Genomic DNA, 20220 nt, shown 5'->3' on the forward strand with positions numbered 1-20220 from the left:
CCCGCCACCGTTATCCTGAGCGGATGCAGCCCGAGACCGCCGTGTCCGCCTCCGACCGGCCCGCACGCGCGGGCGCCGATGCTGCACGGGCCGGCAGGCGAGGGGACAGCAACCACTGGACGCTGACGTTCGCCTGCCGCGATCTTCCCGGGATCGTGCACGCGGTCTCCGGTGCGGTCGTCCAGGCCCGCGGCAACATCACCGAGAGCCAGCAGTTCTCGAGCGCCGACACCGGGCGCTTCTTCATGCGCCTGCAGGTCGAATCGCCGATCACCCGCGAGGAATTTGCCGCCGCACTGCTACCCATCACCGAGCACTACGAGATGACCTGGCGCCTCGATGTCGTCGACCGGCCGCTCCGGACGCTGGTTCTCGCCTCCACCGCCGCGCACTGCGTGAACGACCTGCTGTTCCGCCAGCGCGCTGGTCAACTTGCGGTGGAGGTGCCGCTCATCCTGTCCAACCACGGGAGCCTGCGTGATCTCGCCGAGTTCTACGGCGTCCCGTTCGAGTCGCACCCCGTCGTCTCGCCCGAGTCGAAGCGGGCGTTCGAGGAGCGCGTGGTCGAGGTCGTCGAGGAGCACGACATCGAGCTCGTGGTCCTCGCCCGCTACATGCAGATACTCTCGCCCGAACTCTGCGCACGGCTCGCCGGCCGGGCGATCAACATTCACCACTCCTTCCTGCCGGGGTTCAAGGGCGCCAACCCCTACAAGCAGGCGCATGCGCGGGGCGTGAAACTCATTGGCGCGACGGCCCACTTTGTGACCAGCGATCTCGACGAGGGTCCGATCATCGAGCAGAACGTCGTCCGCGTCGACCACTCGCACTCGGTTGCGCAGCTCGTCGCGATCGGACAGGACGAGGAAAGTCGCACTCTCACCCAGGCGGTGAAATGGTTCGTCGAGGATCGGGTGCTACTCGATGGCGCCCGCACCATTATCTTCCGCTGATCAACGCCGGTTAGCATGGTCGGCGTGAATCGAGGACGAGCGGATGCGGTCACGACAGACATCGCAGTCGGACCCAACGCGATCCTGCACTTCCTCCTGGAGCTTGCAGCTCTCGTGACATTCGCCGTCTGGGGCTTCGCCGCCTGGGACGCCCCGTGGAGCATCGTCGCCGGCATTGGCGCCCCGATCCTGGCCGCCCTGATCTGGGCGCTCTTCCTCTCGCCTCGCGCGGTCCTCGCGATCGACGTCTACGGCCGGGCGCTGATCGAGCTGCTCCTGATGGGAGCCGCCGCGCTCGCCTGGTTCGATCTGGGGCAGCCGATTGTCGCGGTAGTCTTCGGCGTCCTCGCCGTCGTCTCGGGCGTCATCGCAGGGCGCCGCTCGCTCTGAGCCAACAGCGCGCACGGTGCCTCCGACAGGCGGATCGCCGGCGCCCACTCCTGCCCGGCAACGGTGGACGGCCGCCCCGCTGCTCCCCGAGGAGCGAGCAGGACGGCCGTCAGAGGGGGTCGCGGAGGGCTACTTCGCAGCGCGCGCCTCTCGCTGGGCCAGGGCGCGACGTCGGACGCCGGCGATCACAGCACCCGAGCCGAGCAGAGCCAGGGCAAGGGCTCCCAGGAGGCCGCCGTCAAAGCCGGTGAAGGGCAGTCTGCCCGAACCATGACCGGGCGAGCCCGGCCCCGGGATCGGCGCACCAGGACTTGCGGGCGGGCCGGCAGTGGGCGTCGCGGTCGGTTCGGGCGAACCCGTCGGTTCCGGAGTCGCGGTCGGCGTCGGCATGACTGCCTCGGTGACGTCGACATTCACCAGAGTCGCGAGACCTGAGTCCGTGTAGGCGACACGGCCGAGGTACCGTCCCGGACCGGCGAGGTTCGACCACGAGACCGTGTAGTCGGTCGGCAGGCCCTGGACCGCAGCGATCACCGACGGAGCGGTGCTCAGGGAGCCCAGTTCCTCCTTCGGGTCGATCACGAAGCTGCGCAGGTCGAAAATCGACGTCGCGGAGCCCTCGGGCACCGAGTAGACGTCAGCGGTCACTGTGTAGGTTCCGGCCTCGGGATCGGCGATGTCGACACGCTCGTCAGCAGCTCCGGTCGCTGACGTGAATATTGTGGTGCTGCCCTTGCGCGCGACGGTGAGGTCGAGGTCGGCTGCGTCGTCCAGCGAGTCGAGGTCGAAGCGCGCGAACGGTACTCCCTCGGGGACCTCGACCGTGGCCTCGAGAGATTCGCCGACCGGCAGGACGGCCGAGTGAGCATCCTGCGCCGTCTCGCCCTCGGCGAGGACTCCCTCGGTGAGACCACTCGAGGAGAGCGGCAGCGGAGCGTCGATGCCCGGAATCACCGTGACTGCGGCGTTTCCCGTCGAACCCGAACCGGAAACCTCGTACGGAGCATCCAGGAGGACGGGACGCACCGCGATCGGGCTGCGGACGTCATGCTCCGCGCTCGACCAGGTGAGGTAGCCCGCGGTGAACTCAGTGAGCGGAGCATCACCCGTGGTGAAGGAGACCGTGTATTCGGCGGTCTGCCCCGCTCTCGTGAAGTTGAGGGTGGACGGCGACACGACGGTGTCGATCCCAGCCATCCCGTCAACCGATGCGGTGTAGCTGCCTGGGCCGGTCGATGTGACCGTGCGGGTGACGGTCTGCGTTCCGGCGAGCGCACCGATGGCAATGGAAGCCTGGTTGAGGTCGGACGGATCAATCGCGGTGATCGGGTCAATGGACGGGCTCGATGGGAAGACGTATCCCGCCCCCTTCAGGAAGGCGATCCAGTCGCTTGTGCCGCTCTCGTACACCAGTCCGGGGTTGAGGAAGGCGGCCGGATCGACGTGCCCCGCGCCCTGCGCAAAGACGTTCTTCGATGCATCCCCCGACTGATCCACGCTGTCGTAGGCGGATGTCATCATGGTCGACTTCACGACCGCCGGCGAGGCCTTCGGAGCGGCGCCGAGAATCAGGGCGGCGAGACCCGCGACGTGCGGCGACGACATCGACGTGCCCGACTCGAACGCAAAGGCGGGTTCGTCGCCCTCGGCACTGAAGCTGTCGGCCAGGATCGCGACACCAGGCGCCGTGAGGTCGGGCTTGAGCACATCGGCGCCGTCTGCCTCCGCCGGACCGCGAGAGGAGAAGCCGGCGACCTGGGGAACGGGGATCACTTTGCCGGTCGAATTACCTTCGGAGAGCGTCACCGTGGCGCCGGGAGTCCCGGCGTAGCGAGTGATCGCGTCATACGCGGGCGAGTCGATCTGGATGCTCGGCACCGAGTGGTCATCGACGTGCAGGGCGTTCGGAGTCGGGTTGAGCAGCAGCATCCCCTTGCCGCCGGCCCGCTCGACCTCGGCCGACTTCGAGACGCGAGCCGTGACGCCCGCGGTGCAGGCAACGATCGTGCCCTTCACCTTCGCGGGGTCGAGAGTACCGGCCTCGCAGACGGCGGGGTTCTCGGTTCCCGAGCGGACCACGTCGGCGCTGTTCACGAGAGGACCCGTGACGTCGTCGTGGACAGAGATCGAACCGCCGACGAACGCCTGGCCGTCGCCGAGAGTTGCGGTGGCCGTATAGCTCGGGATCGAGGACGCCGCAACGGTCGTGTACCACGGGGATGCGTGGTCGAGTGTGGAGGCGTCCGCGCCGGAATTGCCAGCGGAGGCAGCGACGAAGACCCCCGCGGCGGCGGCATTGAGAAACGCCTCATCAATAGCGGTCAGGGTTGAAGTGGCCGAGCCGCCGCCGATCGAGAAATTGATGACGTCGACTCCGTCCGAAACCGCCGCGTCGATGGCAGCGAGAATTCCCGCTCCGGAACAGAAGTCATCGTTGTCGGTGCCGGGCTCGTCCCCGTTCCAGCAGACCTTGTACGCGGCGACCTTGGCGGCCGGCGCAACACCTGAGATCGTGCCGTAGTCGTAGCCGTCAACGCTCGCTTCGACGCCGGCGTTACCGGCGGCCGTGCTCGCGGTGTGCGAGCCGTGGCCGTCCGCATCACGAGGCGAACGGTACTCAGGATTGTCCGTCGAGCCGACCTCCTCGCCGCCGAGGAACCAGCGCGCGCCGATCAGCTTCTGGTTGCACTCGTCGCCGTCCCACTGCTCAGACGTGGGCAGGCCCGGCGAGCAAGAACCCACGAAGGAGGTGCCGTCCGATTTGCGGAAGGTGACATCCGTGCCGTCGGTGTACGGCGCCGCTCCCGGCGAGGTGGCCAGCGGAGCGCCGGCGAAGGAGGGGTTCTCGGGCGCGATGCCGGAGTCGATCACACCGACGACGATGCCTGACCCGGCCGCGTCGATGCCGCCCAGCTTCTGCCAGACACCGTCCTCGCCCTCAAGGCCGAGGAAGTCGGTCGAGCGCTGCTGTCCGGTGTCGGGGACAGGTATGCCCGCCGCGGAGGCGAGCGGGGACGTCGTCGCTGCCCGATCCACCGTCACGTTCTCGACCTTGCGGACCTGCGCGACGTCCTTTCGACCCGCGAGTTCGCCGGCCTGATCACCCGAGAGCGCCGCCGAAAAGCCGTTGAGAGCAACGGTGTAGTGGTAGTCGACCGCCGCATCGACCGCGGCGGCAACGTCCTCCTGACGCTGCTCCAGGTGCGACGCGTAGTCGTCGACCGCAGCGGAATCGGCCTCTAGCTGCGCGCCGGCCGTGGGGGCGGTGCGGGCGAATCGGGCGTCGCCGCCCTGGTAGGTGGCCGCGGACGGCTCGACCAGGGTGACGACGTAGTCGCCGTCGTCGAAGTTCTGCCCCGTGGTGAGCCCGCCGATGATCGACGCGCTGCCCGCGAGCGGAGCGGCGCTCGCACCGGCGGCGGCGAGGGCTGTCGCGGCGGCGACGCCGAGGACGACGAGGCCTGCGAGGATGCGCTTCTCAGCGCGGTGGACGGATGGACGGTGGGTCGAGTGGATCGGCAATCGGTGTCCTTAATCACGTTCGCTGGGAACCGGATCGGTTCTCGCACAGAGACGACCCTACGAACTCGATTGCTCAGCGTTATTACGAACCGGTAACGAAGTGACCAGTTCAGTGACAAAACGCGTTGGCGGCCGCGGCGGCCGAGTGCTAATCTCGACGTAGTTGAGTCGACTCAGCTCAACCCTCGGAACTCTTCGTTGCACGACTGAATGGAGTGATCTCAATGGCTATCACCTACGACCCCACCCGCGAACTCGACCGTGTCGCCTCCGCTCTGCTCGGAGCGGGCCAAGGCCCGCGTCGCATGCCGATCGACCTCTACCGCGACGGCGACCACTACGTCCTCACCGCCGACCTGCCCGGGATTGATCCGGGCTCGGTCGATGTCGATGTCGACGGGCAGCTGCTGACCATCCGGGCCCAGCGCACCGTCGCGGGCGGCGACGACGTCACCTGGATCACGCGCGAGCGGCAGTCGGCGACCTTCGTCCGCCAGCTCAGCCTCGGACAGGGCGTCGACACCGAGCGCATCTCGGCCTCCTACGACAATGGTGTGCTCTCGGTGACGATCCCTGTCAGCGAGAGGGCCCGCCCGCGAAGGATCGAGGTCGTCTCGAGCGGCCGCCCCGAGCAGGTCCAGCTGAGCGAGTCGTCCGCCGAATAGACCCGGCGGGGGTCTCGAGGCCGCCATTCGCCTCGAGGCCCCCGCCAACGTCACGTTTTACGCTGGTCGGATGCTCGCTCACACCACGGACGCCGCTGTGGGCGTCCTGCTTCCCCGCGATCTGCCCGCCCCCGAGGTGCTGCCCTACGCTCGCCGCGCCGAAGAATTCGGCTTCGACGAACTGTGGCTCGTTGAAGACCTCGGCTTCCGCGGCGGCATCGCCCAAGCCGGAGCCCTCCTCGCCGCCACCGAGCGGATTATCGTGGGGATCGGCATCCTTCCCGCCGCTGCGCGAACGTCGGCTTTCACAGCCATGGAACTCGGCACCCTCGCCGATCTCTTCCCCGCCCACATCCACGCCGGGATTGGCCGCGGCATGCCGCACTGGATGCGCCGCCTCGGCATCTGGCCGCAAAGCCCGCTCACCCTGCTCGAGGAGCAGTTCGTCGCGATCCGCGCGCTCCTCCTGGGCGAGCGGATCAACCGCTCCGGCCGCTACGTGCGCATCGACGATCTCGTGCTCGAATCGCCACCCCGCGTCGTCCCGCCGCTGCTCGCCGGCGTCCGCGGCCCCACGTCGTTGGAACTGGCGGGCCGGGTCGCCGATGGTGCGGTCCTCGCCGAGCCGGTGACTCCGGAGTACCTGACCCAGGCACGAGAACGGATGGGCACGCCCGGCAGGGTAGTCGCCTACAATCTCGCCGCGGTCGACGACGATCCGGCCCAAGCGCGGGACGCCGTCCGCCCTGCACTCGAATGGATCGGCGAGCCGGAGTGGGCGCCGCACATCGCGCCCCTGCCCTTCGCCGAGGAGGTGGCCCGGCTCCGCGCCTCGAGCGCGGACCGAGCAGCGTTCGCGCGTGACCTCCACGACGAGTGGGTCGACCGGCTCGCCGTCGTCGGCACTCCCGCCTCCGCCCGTGCGCGCATCGCCGGACTGCATTCTGCCGGTGCCGCGAGCGCTGTGCTGATACCGGTCGGATCGGATCCGTTCACGGCATTGGAGCAGCTCGCCCGCGTGCTCTGAGCGTTGACCCTGACTCGACGTCCAGACTCGGGCTCGGCTTCGGGAACGGCTTCGGCCCGCAGGGTGCGAGAAATCTGCGGGCCGAAGCGGATACTGCCAGAGGTCAGGCCGACATGCGGGTTTGGAGGTTCTCGTCGAGGGTCGCGAGAAATTCCTCCGTCGTCTGCCAGCCCTGGTCGGGGCCGACGAGCAGGGCGAGATCCTTCGTCATCTTGCCGGACTCGACCGTCTTGATGACCACGTCCTCCAGCGTCAGCGAGAAGTCGATGAGCGCCTGGTTGCCGTCGAGCTTCCCGCGGTGCGCGAGGCCGCGCGTCCAGGCGTAAATCGAGGCAATCGGGTTTGTCGACGTGGGCTTGCCCGCCTGGTGCTGGCGATAGTGGCGCGTAACGGTGCCATGTGCCGCCTCCGCCTCGACGACACTGCCGTCGGGCGTGGAAAGCACGGAGGTCATCAGGCCGAGCGAGCCAAAGCCCTGTGCGACGGTGTCGGACTGCACGTCGCCGTCGTAGTTCTTGCACGCCCAGACGTAGCCGCCCTCCCACTTCATGGCGGAGGCGACCATGTCGTCGATGAGGCGGTGCTCATAGGTGAGTCCCGCGGCGTCGAAGCGCTCCTTGAACTCCGTTTCGAAGATCTCCTCAAAGATGTCCTTGAAACGGCCGTCATAGGCCTTAAGAATCGTGTTCTTGGTCGAGAGGTAGACCGGGTAATTGCGCGAGAGGCCGTAGTTGAGTGACGAGCGCGCGAAATCGCGGATGGACGCGTCCTGGTTGTACTGCACCTGCGCGATGCCGTCGTCGGGTGCCTTGTACACCTCGAACTTCATCGGCTCGGAGCCATCATCAGGCGTGAACTCGACCGTCAGAGTGCCCTTGCCCTTGAAGACGAAGTCGGTGGCGCGGTACTGGTCGCCGAAGGCGTGGCGACCGATGATGATCGGCTTGTTCCAGCCGGGAACAAGCCGCGGGATGTTCGAAATGATGATCGGCTCGCGGAAAATCACGCCACCGAGGATGTTGCGGATCGTGCCATTGGGCGACTTCCACATCTTCTTCAGGCCGAACTCTTCGACCCGCGCCTCGTCTGGCGTGATCGTCGCGCACTTGACGCCGACCCCGTGCTTTTGGATGGCGTGCGCGGCGTCGATAGTGACCTGGTCGTCGGTCTGGTCGCGGTATTCGATGCCGAGGTCGTAGTACTCGAGGTTCACGTCGAGATACGGGTGGATGAGGGTGTCCTTGATCTTCTGCCAGATGATGCGCGTCATCTCGTCGCCGTCGAGTTCGACGACCGTTCCCTCAACCTTGATCTTGGACATTGCTCTCCCATTGGTGTCGATGACCCCGCACCTGTGCGGGACGGGCGGCTGTGCACCGCTTCCGGATGGCCTCCGGCCAGCCTACCTGAGCACCGAAGTGTCTCGATGTCGAGAGACTTCACCCTCCCCACCCCAGGAGCGGACCTTCGTCACCCGCCAGGACGATGCCCACCCGTGCACCGGGCCGGTAGATTGACGCCATGAGTGACCTCCGCTTGGAAGAGCTGTCCGCGTCGAACATCTCGGCCGTCAATGGGCTCAGCCTCAAACCGGGTCAGGAGCAGTTCATTGCGCCGGTCTCGTACTCCGCGGCCGCAGCGGTCATCGATCCTGGAGCCTCCTGGCAGCGTGCCGTGATGGACGGCGACGAATTGGTCGGATTCATCCACGCGCACTTCGATCCTGAGGCGGCGGAGGAGTTCCGCAGCTGCATCTGGCGCATCAACATCGACGCCGCCAAGCAGGGTCGCGGAGTCGGCACGTTCGCCGTGCGCGCCACCGCCGACGAAGCTCGCGCCCGCGGTTTCGCCACCCTCACCGTGATCTGGGAGTCAGGCGAGGACGGCCCCGAGCAGTTCTTCCGCTGGATCGGCTTCGAGGTCGTCGCAGAAACGCAATACGGCGAAAACGTCGGGGCGCTGACGCTCTGAGCGCGGTCCGTAGCGAGACGGAGTCGCCCGATTTCGCCACCGCAGTCCTCGACGTGGTCGCCGCGATTCCGCCGGGACACGTCATGGCGTACGGCGACATCGCGGCGGTGCTCGGGACTCGGGCCGCGCGCGCGGTGGGAACCGTACTGGCGCGCTACGGCTCGGACGTCGCCTGGTGGCGCGTGGTGCGTTCGAGTGGCGCGCCGGCGCTCGGGCACGAATCCAGCGCCCGTGCAGAGTACCTACGCGAAGGCACACCGCTGGTCGTCACTCCGACCGGCTACCGCGTCGACGTGCGCGCTGCCCGCTGGCGCCCCTGACTCGCGCCTCCGTGTGCGATCTGCAGGAGCGCGTGCGATCTGCAGGAGCGCGTGCGATCTGCAGGAGCGCGTGCGATCTGCAGGGAATCGCAGGTCTCGGTCGCCTCGTGCCGCGGAAAAACCGCCTCTGCCGACGATTCCCCTGCACATCGCACGCGCTCCTGCACATCGCACAGGTCCCTGCACATCGCACCCCTCCGGCAGCGGCCTCAGACGAGGGAGTCGCGCCAAGCGGCGTGCAGAGTGGCGAAGCGGCCCTCGCCGGCGATGAGCGCCTCCGGAGTGCCGTCCTCGACAATGCGGCCGTGCTCCATCACCAGCACGCGGTCCGCGATAGCGACCGTGGACAGGCGATGCGCGATGATCACCGCGGTGCGATCAGCCAACAGCGTCTGCAATCCCTGCTGCACCAGCCGCTCGCTAGGGATGTCGAGCGATGAGGTCGCCTCGTCCAGGATGAGTACCGCCGGGTCGGCGAGGAAAGCGCGAGCGAACGAGATGAGCTGCCGCTGGCCCGCTGAGACGCGGCCGCCGCGCTTGTTCACGTCGGTGTCGTATCCATCCGGCAGCGCCTGGATGAACTCGTGCGCGCCGACAGCATGCGCCGCGCGCACGATCTCATCGTAAGAGGCGGTGGGCCGGCCGATCGCGATGTTGTCGGCGACGGACCCGGAGAAGAGGTACGCCTCCTGGGTCACCATCACGATCGCACGCCGAAGGTCCTTTGGATGCAGCCTCCGCAGGTCGACACCATCGAGGGTCACCACTCCGTCGCTCGGGTCGTAGAAGCGCGAGATGAGCTTGGCAAGGGTAGTCTTGCCCGCGCCCGTCGAACCGACGAGAGCGATGATCTGTCCGGCAGGGATGTCAAGGTCGAACTGCGGGAGCACCTCCCGGTCGCTGGTATAGGCGAAGCGAACACTCTCGAAGCCGAGCCGGCCGTGGGCCTGGCGGAGGTCGATCGGGCGGGTCGGGTCGGGAACACTCGGCTCCTCGGCCAGCACGCCCGACACCTTCTCGAGCGCGGCGGCGGCCGACTGGTAGGAGTTGTAGAACATCGCCATCTCCTGCACCGGGTCGAAGAAGCGCCGGGTATAGAGCAGGATCGCCAGCAGCGCGCCAATCTCGAGGCCGCCGTCGAGCACCCGCACACCGCCAATGAAGAGCACCACCGCGACGGTCACATTGCCGATCAGCACGAGGCCGGGGTCGAAGGCGCCGAAGACCCCGAAAACGCGCTTGTAGGCGAGACGGTACTGCTCGATGACATCGCCGAACACCGCCTCATTGCGCTTTTGTGTGCGGAACGTTTGCACCGCGCGGATGCCGGTCATCGACTCCACGAACTGCACGATCAGCCTGGACGAGGCGACGCGCGTGCCGCGAAACAGCGCCTGCGAGCGCTTCTGAAACCAGCGGGTGAGCAACGCGAGCGGCACGAGGGCGCAGGCGAGCACCAAGCCGCTCACTCCGTCGAGCGACACGAGCGCGATTGCGACGAAACCCATGTAGAGCGCGCCCTGAACAAGCTGATTGATCCCGGAGTCGAGGAGTTCCCTGATGGAATCGAGGTCGCTGGTCTGGCGCGAGATGATCCGGCCGGACGTGTATTTCTCGTGGAACTCCAGGCTGAGTTTCTGGGTGTGCAGGAAGACGCGCTTGCGCAGATCGATCAGGATCGACTGGCTCACCCGCGCCGAGAGCACGGTGTACCAGGCGACCAGCACCGCGCCGACCACGCCGGTGAGCACGTAGGCCACCACGGTGAAGGCGAGCGGAGCGGCGTCGCCGTCGAGGACCGCAGGGAGAGCGTTGTCGATCCCGGCCGCGATGAGGGCGGGACCGGCGACCTGTGCGGCCGTCGAGACGATGACCACGATCGCGGTGAGCACGAGGCGCAGTCGCAGGGGCCGCAGCAGGGAGCCCAGGAGCCGCAGCGAGCGCCGCCGCAGCTCGGACGACTCCGCACGGCTGAGGTCGTCGCGCTCCTCGGTCGAACCGAGCATGCTCACGATCTCGTCTCCTGGTGGGTCGTGGTCGCGAGACGCGAGCCGACGCGCTCGCTCCCGACAGGACGAGTCAGTTCGTCCTCCTCGAGGCTCGAGATGATGAAGCGGTAGTGCTGGTTACTGCCCAGCAGCTCGCTGTGGGTGCCCACCGCGGTGACGCGCCCCTCCTCGAGCAGCGCGACGCGATCGGCGAGCGCCACCGTCGAGGGGCGGTGAGCGACGATGATCGCAGTCGTGTCGCCGAGGACGCGGCGCAATCCCGCCTCGACCCGCGCCTCCGTGTCGACGTCGAGCGCCGAGAGCGGATCGTCGAGCACCAGCACCGACGGCCGTGCGGCGACGGCGCGGGCGAGCGCGAGCCGCTGTCGCTGTCCGCCGGAGAGGCTCATCCCCTCCTCCCCCACCGTCGTGTCGAGACCGTCGGGGAGCCCGTGCACGAAGTCGGCCTGCGCGATGTCGAGAGCTTCGAGCAGCTCCTCCTCGCTCGCACCGGGGTTACCCAGGAGGACGTTCTCGCGGACCGACGTCGAGAAGAGCGTCGCGTCCTCGAAGGCCATGCCGATGTGCGTGCGCAACTCGTCGCGGCGAAGGCGGCGCACGTCCACACCGTCGAGTTCGATCGCCCCGCCCGTCACGTCGTACAGGCGCGGGAGCAGCGCGGTGAGCGTGGTCTTGCCGGAGCCGGTGATGCCGACCAGTGCCATCGTCTCGCCCGGCTCGACCTCGAGGTCGATGCCGTTCAGCAGGTCCGGGTACCGTTCCGGCGCGTCCTGGTAGCGGAAGTGCACGTCGCGGAACCGCACCCGGCCGCGCGGCTCAGCAATGGTCTCGGGCTCCTCCGGATCGGTGATGGTGTTGCGGCTGTCCATCACCTCGAAGTAGCGATCCACCGCAGTCCGCGCGTCGAAGGTCATCGAGAGGAGGAATCCGATCGACTCGACGGGCCAGCGCAGAACCGTCGCGGTGGCGAAGAAGGCGAAGAGTTCGCCCACGCTGAGCTGCCCGTCGGCGGCGAGCCAGACTCCGCCCAGAAGGCAGAGCGCGAAGGCAATGTCGGGCACCAGGAGCAGCACGAGCCAGATTCCCGCGATGGCCTTCGCCTTGTCGAGCTCGGTGCCGCGCAGCTTTTCGGCCTGACCGGCGAAGTTCTCCAGCGCGTGCTGGTGGCGGCCAAACGCCTTCAGCACGCGGATGCCGTGCACCGACTGCTCGACAGTGGTTGCGAGGTCGCCTGCCTGGTCTTGGCTCCGCCGAGCGATGCTGGAGTAGCGCTTCTCAAACGCGAAGCCATAGATCCAGACAGGGATCGAGCAGACGACGAAGAGGACACCGAGGATCGGGTTCCAGTAGACCAGGACACCGAAGCCGACGACGATCGTCAGCGCGTTCACCACCAGCAGCACGAAGCCGAAGGCGATCCAGCGCCGGATCAGGCTGAGATCGCTCATCGCTCGCGAGAGTAGCTGTCCGCTCTGCCAGCGATCGTGGAAGGACACGGGAAGGTCCTGGAGCTGGCGGTAGAGCGCCGAGCGCATGCGGGCCTCGATGCGGGTGCTGGGGGTGAGGACCATCCGCCGCCGCAGCGCGATGGCGCCGGCCTCGAGAATCCCGAGCCCCAGGATGAGAGCGACCGGGGCGATCAGCGGACCGAGATCACCCGAGCCAGCCGCCGTCGCTCCGTCGCCGAGCGGCCCGTCGACGAGCTGCTGTAGGACGAGCGGAATCGCGAGCGAGACCAGGCTCGCCACCAGGGCGACCCCGATGCCGCCGATCAGGCGCGGAAAGGCGTCGTCGACGAACGGGACCAGACGCAAAAGGGTCCGCAGCGTGCTCAGGCGAGACGGCGTGGGAGCGCCGGAGGATGCAGGGGCGGGTAAAGACACGGTGCTGTGCTTTCGCGACGAGGTGGGGATCTCCGCCGGAGCAGGAGAGGGGGATGCTGCTCAGTCCGGGAAGGCACGGCAGCCTTGAAGGCTATACCCGGGCCACCGGCCTCGTCCACCGCACGACGCGGACGACCCACCGTGACCGGCGTCAGCGCACGCGCACCGAGAGGCAGGTGACGCAGCCCTCCAGCTTCTCGAACTCCGAGATATCGACCGTCAGCACGTGGTAGCCCAGGCTCCGCAGTAGCTCAGCGCTCCGGGGTGCGGAAGCGGCCATCAGCAGGGTGTCGGGGTCGAGAACGACGACGTGGGCGCCGGACTCCTCAGGCATCGGCACGAAGGAGGGGAACAGTCGCGGCTCGTCCACCGCTGGCTCCCAGCCGATGACGGTGCCGTCGGGAAGCGCGGTGACCGCGCTTTTGAGGTGCAGAACCCTCGTGATCGGGACCGCTACCACGGTGAGACCGAGCGGGCGCAGGAGAGAGCGCAGCTGCGCGACTCCGTCCGCGTTGGTGCGTCCGCCGCGACCGACATAGACCGTCGACCCAACCTTCAGCACGTCGCCCCCGTCGAGCGTGCCCGGCTCCTCGATGCGGTGCACGGTGAGATCGAGAGCGCGGACCGCCTCCTCCGCACCGGCTGCCTCGCCGCGTCGCGACGTGGCGCCGGAGCGGGCAAGCACGGCGTGGGTGCCGAAGACGATGACGGCGTCCTCGAGGAACACGGAGTCGGCCATCTCGGGAGCCGGAGCGGCCTCCACACTCTCCCAGCCGGCGCGCTCGAGGAGGTCGACGTACGCCTCCCACTGCTGCTGCGCCCGCTCCTGGTCGACGGGGACGCGCTCGAGGTGCGTGAGCTCGCCGGCAGAGAGGTCGGCGGCGGGCGCCCGGACGAGGGCGATGCGACGGGGCGGGGCTTCGGCCGGACGCTCCGGCGTGGCGAAACGCTCCCAGATCCGGCGACCGACGGTGGTCGCCGAGACGGTGAACGCGAGCAGGAAGACGAGATTGAGTCCGCCGAAAGTGGCGACGATGGTTGGGGCGCTGGCGGCTTGTCCGCTGGCGCTGGCCTGCGCGAGCGTGCCGAAAACGGCTCCGATTATTCCCGCGACAAGTCCCGCGATGGCCGCCGTCCAGGTGCGACCGAGCGCGCCTGCAACGGCGAGCACGAACACGACGACGAGCGCGAGCGCGCTCGAGAGCAGGAAGTAGGCATTGACCTGTGGGATCGATGTGGGCTGTAACTGACTGCCGATGAAGAAGGCGAGCACATTCGCCCCGTGCGCGATGACCGCGGTGACAACGGCGGCGAGGAGGGCGACGAGAACGTGGCGACCGGTCCCCCGGGTACTGCCCCTCGGCGGAGCGGCGTTGGTCGTCACGGGCGTGGAGTCGGGCGTGGAGTCGGGCGTCGAATTGGAAGGCACTCGGCGACCCTACGCGCCCCGGCCTTTGTCGGGGCTGTCCGACTCCTCGCAGCGCTCTGAGAACCCGCGCGGCCTCGAGCCGGTCCCGCCCCGTCGAGAACCCAAAAGTTGTCGCACTCGGCGTCGAGTGCGACAACTTTTGGACATTCGCGGAAGGGTACGCGCGCTCGCGAGGGCACCCCGCTCAGTGGAAGAAGTGCCGCTGGCCCGTCGTGTACATCGTGATGCCCGCGCGGGTCGCCGCGTCAACGACCTCCGAGTCGCGCACCGAGCCGCCGGGCTGCACGACGGCCCGCACTCCAGCGGCCACAAGCACCTCGAGGCCATCCGCGAAGGGGAAGAACGCGTCGGAGGCGGCGACGGAGCCGGTCCCGCGGTCGCCTGCACGGGTGACAGCGAGATGGCAGGAGTCGACGCGGTTGACCTGGCCCATCCCGACGCCGACCGAGGCGCCGCCTTTGGCGAGCAGGATCGCGTTCGACTTGACCGCGCGGCACGCTTTCCACGCGAATTCGAGGTCGAGCATCGTGTCGGCGTCGGCCGGATCGCCCGCGACGAGCTGCCAGTCAGAGCTGACCTCGCCGGGCCCGCCGACGAAGCGGTCCGGCTCCTGCACAAGAATGCCGCCCGAAATCTGCTTGAACTCGCGCGCAACCGGGGCGTAGAAATCGGGCAGCTGCAGCAGGCGCAGGTTCTTCTTGGTCTTCAGCACCTCGAGCGCTTCGGGCGCGAACCCGGGCGCAACCAGCACCTCGGTAAAAATCTCCTTGACCGTCTCAGCCATCGCGAGGGTGACGGGCCGGTTCGCGGCGATAACTCCTCCGAACGCCGACACCGGGTCACACTCGTGCGCGCGGCGGTGGGCGGAGGCGATCGGGTCGATGGCCTTGGCGCTCGTGATCGCAATGCCACAGGGGTTCGCGTGCTTGATGATCGCGACCGCGGGGAGCACGAAATCGTAGGCGGCGCGAACGGCCGCGTCGGCATCGACGAAATTGTTGTACGACATTTCCTTGCCGTGCAGCTGGGTCGCCTGGGCGATGCCGGCGCCGTCGGGCGAGACGTAGAGCGCCGCCTTCTGGTGAGAGTTCTCTCCGTAGCGCAGAACCTGCTGGAGAGTGCCGCGGATCTCGACGGACCCCTCGACGCCCTCGGTTGCCTCCTGCCCGGCGAACCACGACGCGACAGCGGAGTCGTAGGAGGCGGTGTGCGCGAAGGCGCGCGCCGCCAAGGTGCGCCGCGCGGCGCGAGTCGTGCCGCCGGCGGAGAGGGCGGTGACGACGCCGGAGTAGTCGGCCGGGTCGACGACGATGGCGACGTTCGCGTGGTTCTTGGCGGAGGCACGGACGAGGGCCGGGCCTCCAATGTCGATGTTCTCGACGACGGTGGCCGCATCGGCGCCAGCGGTCACGGTCTCGCGGAACGGGTACAGGTTCACGACGACCAGCTCGAACGCCCCGATGTCGAGCTGCTCAAGCTGCTCGCGATGCGAGGCGAGGCGCAGGTCGGCGAGGATGCCCGCGTGCACGGCCGGGTGCAGCGTCTTCACCCGCCCGTCAAGTGACTCCGGGAACCCGGTGACGGCCGAGACATCGGTGACGTCGTGGCCGGCGCCGCGGAGCGTCGCGGCGGTCGACCCGGTCGAGACGAGTTCGACGCCGGCCGCGGCGAGTGCCGCTCCAAGCTCGAGCAACCCCTTCTTGTCGCTGACCGAGATCAACGCCCGACGGACGGGGACCACATCGCGGTCGTCGTAGCTACTGGGATCGTGTGCGGTGATGCTCATGCGCGAGCGAACTCCTCGAGGTCGACGGTTCCGTGGGCGATGTCGAGCACCGTCTGCACCAGTAGGCGGCGCTCGATGGTCTTAATGCGCTCGTGCAGCGCCGCCTCGCTCTCGCCGGGGAGCACGGTGAGGCTCTCCTGAGCGATGATCGGGCCGGTATCAACACCGGCGTCAATGACGTGCACGGTGACGCCCGTCTCGGTCGCACCCGCTGCGAGGGCATCGCGGACGGCGTGCGCACCGGGGAAAAGCGGGAGGAGCGCGGGGTGCGTGTTGATCATTCGCGGGCTGAGCGCGTCGACCACCACGGGCGGCAGGATCCGCATGAAGCCGGCGCAGACCACCAGGTCGGGCTGCCACTCGCGAATCCGAGTGAGCAGTGCTGCTCCCCACTCGTCGCGCGAGGCGAAGTCGCGCGGCGCCACGGTGAAAGTCGGAACGCCACGCTCGTCGGCGTGACGGAAGCCCGCGGCGTCGGTGTCACTGCCGACTGCGACGATGCGCGCCGGGAGATCGTCGTCACAGGTTCCGTCCAGCAGGGCGCGGAGGTTCGATCCGCCGCCGGAGACAAGCACGACCAACTTGAGCACCGCGCAAGTCTAGTTGTATCGCCCAGGATGCCGCTTGGGGTGTCACGACTCGCTGTTGTCGGTGACAAGGGGACGACGATCTCCCGGTGGAGAGTGGAGCTGCTGCGGCGTCGACTCTGACGGGGAGGTTGTCCCACGCTCACGCCGCTGGTACGCCTCAGCCCTTCGCGTCGGTGGCCTTGCGGCATGGAGCGACAAAGTGCGCCAGCCTGCTTGTCGAGCGTAGTAATGTGCGTCTCGTTCGGGTCGACCCCGTACCCCGTATCGCGCGATTTCGGTGGGTGCCTTCCGCTTACGTGCACCGTCGCCTCGGTTGCCTCGAAGGTCTGTAAGGCGGTAGTTGCCCAGCAATCGTCGCGTCCGCGGTGAGTCTGTGCGTGATCGCTCTGCGCATTACGGTGCGTGTGCGAGTGTGTTGAAGGCAGTCGAAGGAGTAGGTATATGGCGAACATGTCGACACAACCCCGATCCAGGCTTGCGCGGCTGTCCTCGGCAGCCATGCTCTTGGTCGCGCTGTGTATAAGTTTCGTGGCTGTGAATACTGATGCCGCGTACAGCGCCGATGATGCCAGACCCACGGTCGGGTTGGTGAACGAGGATCTGGCCTCCGAGTTCAATGGTGATGAGTACACGTTTGGCACGTCGTTCGTCGACCGGATCTCGAAGGATTCCGAGTACAACTGGATCGTGCTTTCCCGCTCGGTCGCTGAGAAGGCGTACTCCGATGGCTCTGTCGATGCGATCCTGTACATCCCTCAGTCGTTCACTCGCGACATCCTGACGCTCCAGGACACCACCCCCACGAAAGCGACAGTCGACTACAAGCTCGCACCGCAAGCGGACGAGCGAGCGGATCAGCTACTGGAGAGCAGGATCGTCGCAATAGTGAGTGGGTTCAACGAGAGCGTCATCAAGATGTACTACGCCTCCCTAGCGGATAATCTCGCCGAGGCCGACGGGCAAATGCACGGGACCCTCAGCAACCAGCAAGCACTCATTGCGGCTCTGACCGCAGATGTGCAGAAACCGTTCTCGGGCACGATTCCCAACATCGAGAACTTTGTGTCCAGCGCAAAAGGTCTTAAAGACGTGAACGCTGCAACCGTAGAAGCTCAGAATACATTCACGAAATCGGTCGCGGACTCGCTCACCTCGAGCAGCGAAGCCCTCTCCGGGCAGCTGCAGAAGATTGATGAGTACGCGCGCAGGCAGCAAGAGATCGCACAGATCAACGCGACCAACAGCAATAAGGGCATCGCGGATCAGGCCGCGTCTGATCGGGGCTTCTACGGTTCCCAGTTCGACGCGCTCAGAACCAGCACGCTGTGCAGGCTGGCAGGGCTCGACGCCTCAAATCTCCCCGCGCCCTGCACACGCCCGGACGGTACCACTCCGCCACACCTGGACGGCAGGATCGCCGAACTCCAGCACGCGATCGCGCAGTGCACGGCAGATCACACCCTCGCGATAGACAACCTCTCTGCCGACCTCGACACGAGAGTCCAGAACCTCAAAGCCGTCGAAACACGCCTCGGCGGCTCAGCCGATCCTGTCGACCCGGCGGATGCCGCCAACCCAACGCGCCCGTCGGCTCCGGCCGGTGTGGTTGATCCGGCGATTGTCGCGAGCCTGCAGGCGGAGATCCTCGCGCTCGAGACCACCCGTGACTCGCTCCGCACCGGCCTCCCTGCCCCGGCCTTCGATTCCGCCCTGACGAATGTGAACACCTGGTACAACGACACGATCGCGAGCCTCAAGGAGGCTTCTCTTACAGAGAACTCCGTCACCAGTCTCGAGGTACGCGACTGGAGCAGCCACACCCCAGACAGCTCCGGGCTCTACGTCGATAGCAGCGATGAACTCCGCACCGGCATCACTGGGCTCGCCAGCCAGACCGAACAGACCGGCAGCCAGATCACGAGCAGCGCAGGAACCGTGCCCGATAACACCAGCCAGTTCGACGCACTCCTGAAGAACGCCACGACGACGTTCGACGGCGTCGAGAACGTCTTCACAGGACTCAACAAATTCGTCGCCACAGGCAACACCGGCCTCAAAGAGACCCAGGCCTACTACGCGAACTTCGCGAGCGTCCTTGCGAACACGAGAACACCGGGCGTGGACACGAGCAGCATCTACGACTTCTTCGCCGCGCCCATCGACGCGAAGAACATCACACCAGACCACACAGCAGCCGCCAGCATGACCAACCCGGTCAGCTGGTTCGACCCGCAATGGGCGGCCGTGTTCGGCGGTGGACTGCTCGCCGGAATCCTCGCAACCGTACTCAGCGGCGCATTCCGCAAAAGAAAGGAAGTCTGAAAGGGGACAACGCGGGACTTTCCAGGCTTGGCTGACCAGGTTGTCCAGTGCTCGACTGCCATCGAGCATGCCCACGGTCGGATGACCTGCCTCGTCCGGACCCGGTCAAGATCCTTGATCAGGCGATGTGCGAGCGCAAAGGTACACTCCTAGGGTGTCCATGATCGCGCAAGTTATCACCCGCCTGGATCCCTTGCCCGAGTCGGTCAGGGTGGAACTCGCCTCCAATCTGGTGACATGGCTTGCTGATCAGCAACTCATCACACCGTCCTTACTTCCGTTAGCCAAGCGCGAAAGCTACGGTCTATCGGACTGGCAACCCGGCCCGCGATGGTCGGACGTAGTCAAAGAATCCGACTACGACCTCCAGGGGCGGCTAAACAATGGGGTGGACGTCATCTCGGAAAAGGAAATACAGTCAGCCCACGGGAATTCTACAAATCCTTCCTGTCAACGTTGCGACCGCGAGTTTCCGTTGTATGAGCGATTCGAGCTCGTTGAGAAGATCTGGCTTGCCGGCGGCGAGCCGCTGATTGCCTGCGAGGGATGCGGATGGGTCGCCCTCTTGGGCGATTGGCCTACCAAGTTCCGGATGGGACTCGTGGGCGCTCCCACCGTGATCTTCAACAACTGGTCACAGCTGCGCCCTAGCTTCGTCAACGAACTGAAGCAGCACATGGGCGGTGGACGATGCCGCTACTTTGAAATGCGAATTTAACCGCTCCGGCGAAAACTTTGCTTCCACGTTTCTGATTTCAAGATAAGCCGCTCACTATTGCGGGGGCTGCTAAGGGTTTCGATGACTCGTTCTTTATGCCGCGAGTGCGGCGGTTTTCATGGTCTCATACCTGGTCGGGGTGAGGCGACCCAGTCCGCATTGGCGGCGTCTGAGGTGCTGGACGCCTTCGATCTAGGTGATGATCGCCAGGCGTAGTTCCTGGCGGTTGACCCAACGTTGTCGGTCGAGGACGTTCTGCAGCAGAGCGAAGAATGACTCGATCGCGGCATTATCCGCGCATTTCCGGAGCGCCCTCAGCTCAAGAGCGCCCCCGTCCGAAACCCTAGGCCGCCCAGGCACCCGGTGTATTGCTCGCGTTCACTCCAGAAAACGAAAACAGTCGCCGTGATCGGCCCGTTCCCTGTGATCCGCCTTGCCAACGACGCGTTGAATGCCTGCCAGAGGCGGTCCAATTGGACCTCCACGGCACAGACGCAGGATGAAGAACGATCCGCTTTACAAGGAGCGCCGGACCCTGAGGCTTATTCACGCGGCTTGTTTGAGGAAGTGGAGTGCGATGACTGCGGAGATTGTTTGGGTGAAGGTGGGGAAGGGTCGTCGGTAGTCGGTGTGGA

The 20220-nt window shown here is 66.7% G+C and carries 16 protein-coding genes and 1 pseudogene; 9 read left to right on the plus strand and 8 right to left on the minus strand.

Annotated features, from left to right (window positions below; translation table 11 throughout):
* Window positions 1–23: 23 nt before the first annotated feature.
* Window positions 24–953 carry a formyltetrahydrofolate deformylase gene (gene purU, locus B0H03_RS07120; RefSeq protein WP_104265125.1) on the plus strand — a complete coding sequence of 310 codons (930 nt, stop codon included), beginning with the start codon at window positions 24–26 and terminating at the stop codon, window positions 951–953.
* 24 nt (window positions 954–977) lie between these two features.
* Complete coding sequence (locus tag B0H03_RS07125) at window positions 978–1343, plus strand: YrdB family protein (RefSeq protein WP_241560431.1); 366 nt, start codon at window positions 978–980, stop codon at window positions 1341–1343.
* Between the two features lie 129 nt (window positions 1344–1472).
* Here the strand turns inward: B0H03_RS07125 and B0H03_RS07130 are convergent, their stop codons facing one another.
* On the minus strand, window positions 1473–4865 hold the full coding sequence (locus B0H03_RS07130; protein WP_104265127.1) for a S8 family serine peptidase: 3393 nt from the start codon (window positions 4863–4865) through the stop codon (window positions 1473–1475).
* Between the two features lie 224 nt (window positions 4866–5089).
* Here B0H03_RS07130 and B0H03_RS07135 point away from each other — a divergent pair, with 224 nt between their 5' ends.
* Complete coding sequence (locus B0H03_RS07135; protein ID WP_104265128.1) at window positions 5090–5530, plus strand: Hsp20/alpha crystallin family protein; 441 nt, start codon at window positions 5090–5092, stop codon at window positions 5528–5530.
* A 70-nt stretch (window positions 5531–5600) separates the two neighbouring features.
* Window positions 5601–6557 carry an LLM class flavin-dependent oxidoreductase gene (locus tag B0H03_RS07140; protein WP_104265129.1) on the plus strand — a complete coding sequence of 319 codons (957 nt, stop codon included), beginning with the start codon at window positions 5601–5603 and terminating at the stop codon, window positions 6555–6557.
* Between the two features lie 103 nt (window positions 6558–6660).
* Here the strand turns inward: B0H03_RS07140 and B0H03_RS07145 are convergent, their stop codons facing one another.
* Window positions 6661–7878: an NADP-dependent isocitrate dehydrogenase gene (locus B0H03_RS07145; RefSeq protein ID WP_104265130.1), complete on the minus strand. Its 1218-nt coding sequence runs from the start codon at window positions 7876–7878 to the stop codon at window positions 6661–6663.
* Window positions 7879–8078: 200 nt separating this feature from the next.
* Between B0H03_RS07145 and B0H03_RS07150 the strand changes: the two genes are divergently transcribed.
* Together B0H03_RS07150 and B0H03_RS07155 are read left to right on the plus strand one after the other, a co-directional pair.
* Window positions 8079–8528, plus strand: a complete 450-nt coding sequence (locus B0H03_RS07150; protein ID WP_104265131.1) for a GNAT family N-acetyltransferase — start codon at window positions 8079–8081, stop codon at window positions 8526–8528.
* Window positions 8525–8848, plus strand: coding sequence for an MGMT family protein (locus B0H03_RS07155; RefSeq protein ID WP_104265132.1), 324 nt, complete (start codon window positions 8525–8527; stop codon window positions 8846–8848). The genes B0H03_RS07150 and B0H03_RS07155 overlap by 4 nt, the downstream gene beginning before the upstream one ends.
* A 209-nt stretch (window positions 8849–9057) precedes the next feature.
* Here the strand turns inward: B0H03_RS07155 and B0H03_RS07160 are convergent, their stop codons facing one another.
* From B0H03_RS07160 to purN, 5 genes are all read right to left on the minus strand, one after another.
* Window positions 9058–10854 (minus strand): ABC transporter ATP-binding protein, encoded by a 1797-nt coding sequence (locus B0H03_RS07160; RefSeq protein ID WP_181075056.1) that lies wholly within the window; start codon window positions 10852–10854, stop codon window positions 9058–9060.
* Window positions 10855–10856: 2 nt separating this feature from the next.
* Window positions 10857–12740, minus strand: coding sequence for an ABC transporter ATP-binding protein (locus B0H03_RS07165; RefSeq protein WP_104265134.1), 1884 nt, complete (start codon window positions 12738–12740; stop codon window positions 10857–10859).
* A 151-nt stretch (window positions 12741–12891) separates the two neighbouring features.
* Window positions 12892–14169 carry a dimethylargininase gene (gene ddaH, locus B0H03_RS17250; RefSeq protein ID WP_272914876.1) on the minus strand — a complete coding sequence of 426 codons (1278 nt, stop codon included), beginning with the start codon at window positions 14167–14169 and terminating at the stop codon, window positions 12892–12894.
* Window positions 14170–14353: 184 nt separating this feature from the next.
* Window positions 14354–15955, minus strand: a complete 1602-nt coding sequence (gene purH / locus B0H03_RS07175) for a bifunctional phosphoribosylaminoimidazolecarboxamide formyltransferase/IMP cyclohydrolase (RefSeq protein ID WP_104265136.1) — start codon at window positions 15953–15955, stop codon at window positions 14354–14356.
* Window positions 15952–16545 carry a phosphoribosylglycinamide formyltransferase gene (gene purN / locus B0H03_RS07180; protein ID WP_104265137.1) on the minus strand — a complete coding sequence of 198 codons (594 nt, stop codon included), beginning with the start codon at window positions 16543–16545 and terminating at the stop codon, window positions 15952–15954. The genes purH and purN overlap by 4 nt, the downstream gene beginning before the upstream one ends.
* A 441-nt stretch (window positions 16546–16986) precedes the next feature.
* Between purN and esaA the strand changes: the two genes are divergently transcribed.
* Both esaA and B0H03_RS07190 read left to right on the plus strand, forming a co-directional pair.
* Window positions 16987–18867, plus strand: coding sequence for a type VII secretion protein EsaA (gene esaA / locus B0H03_RS07185; protein WP_104354341.1), 1881 nt, complete (start codon window positions 16987–16989; stop codon window positions 18865–18867).
* A 154-nt stretch (window positions 18868–19021) separates the two neighbouring features.
* Complete coding sequence (locus B0H03_RS07190) at window positions 19022–19585, plus strand: hypothetical protein (protein ID WP_104354342.1); 564 nt, start codon at window positions 19022–19024, stop codon at window positions 19583–19585.
* Window positions 19586–19678: 93 nt separating this feature from the next.
* Here the strand turns inward: B0H03_RS07190 and B0H03_RS07195 are convergent.
* Window positions 19679–19885, minus strand: a pseudogene (locus B0H03_RS07195) (IS3 family transposase); the annotation flags it as partial.
* Window positions 19886–19990: 105 nt separating this feature from the next.
* Between B0H03_RS07195 and B0H03_RS16885 the strand changes: the two are divergent.
* Window positions 19991–20220 (plus strand): hypothetical protein (locus B0H03_RS16885; protein ID WP_207774248.1); only part of this gene is annotated, 230 nt, incomplete at its 3' end.

The sequence above is a fragment of the Rathayibacter iranicus NCPPB 2253 = VKM Ac-1602 genome (genome assembly GCF_003149025.1).
In the GTDB taxonomy this organism is placed as follows: Bacteria; Actinomycetota; Actinomycetes; order Actinomycetales; family Microbacteriaceae; genus Rathayibacter; species Rathayibacter iranicus.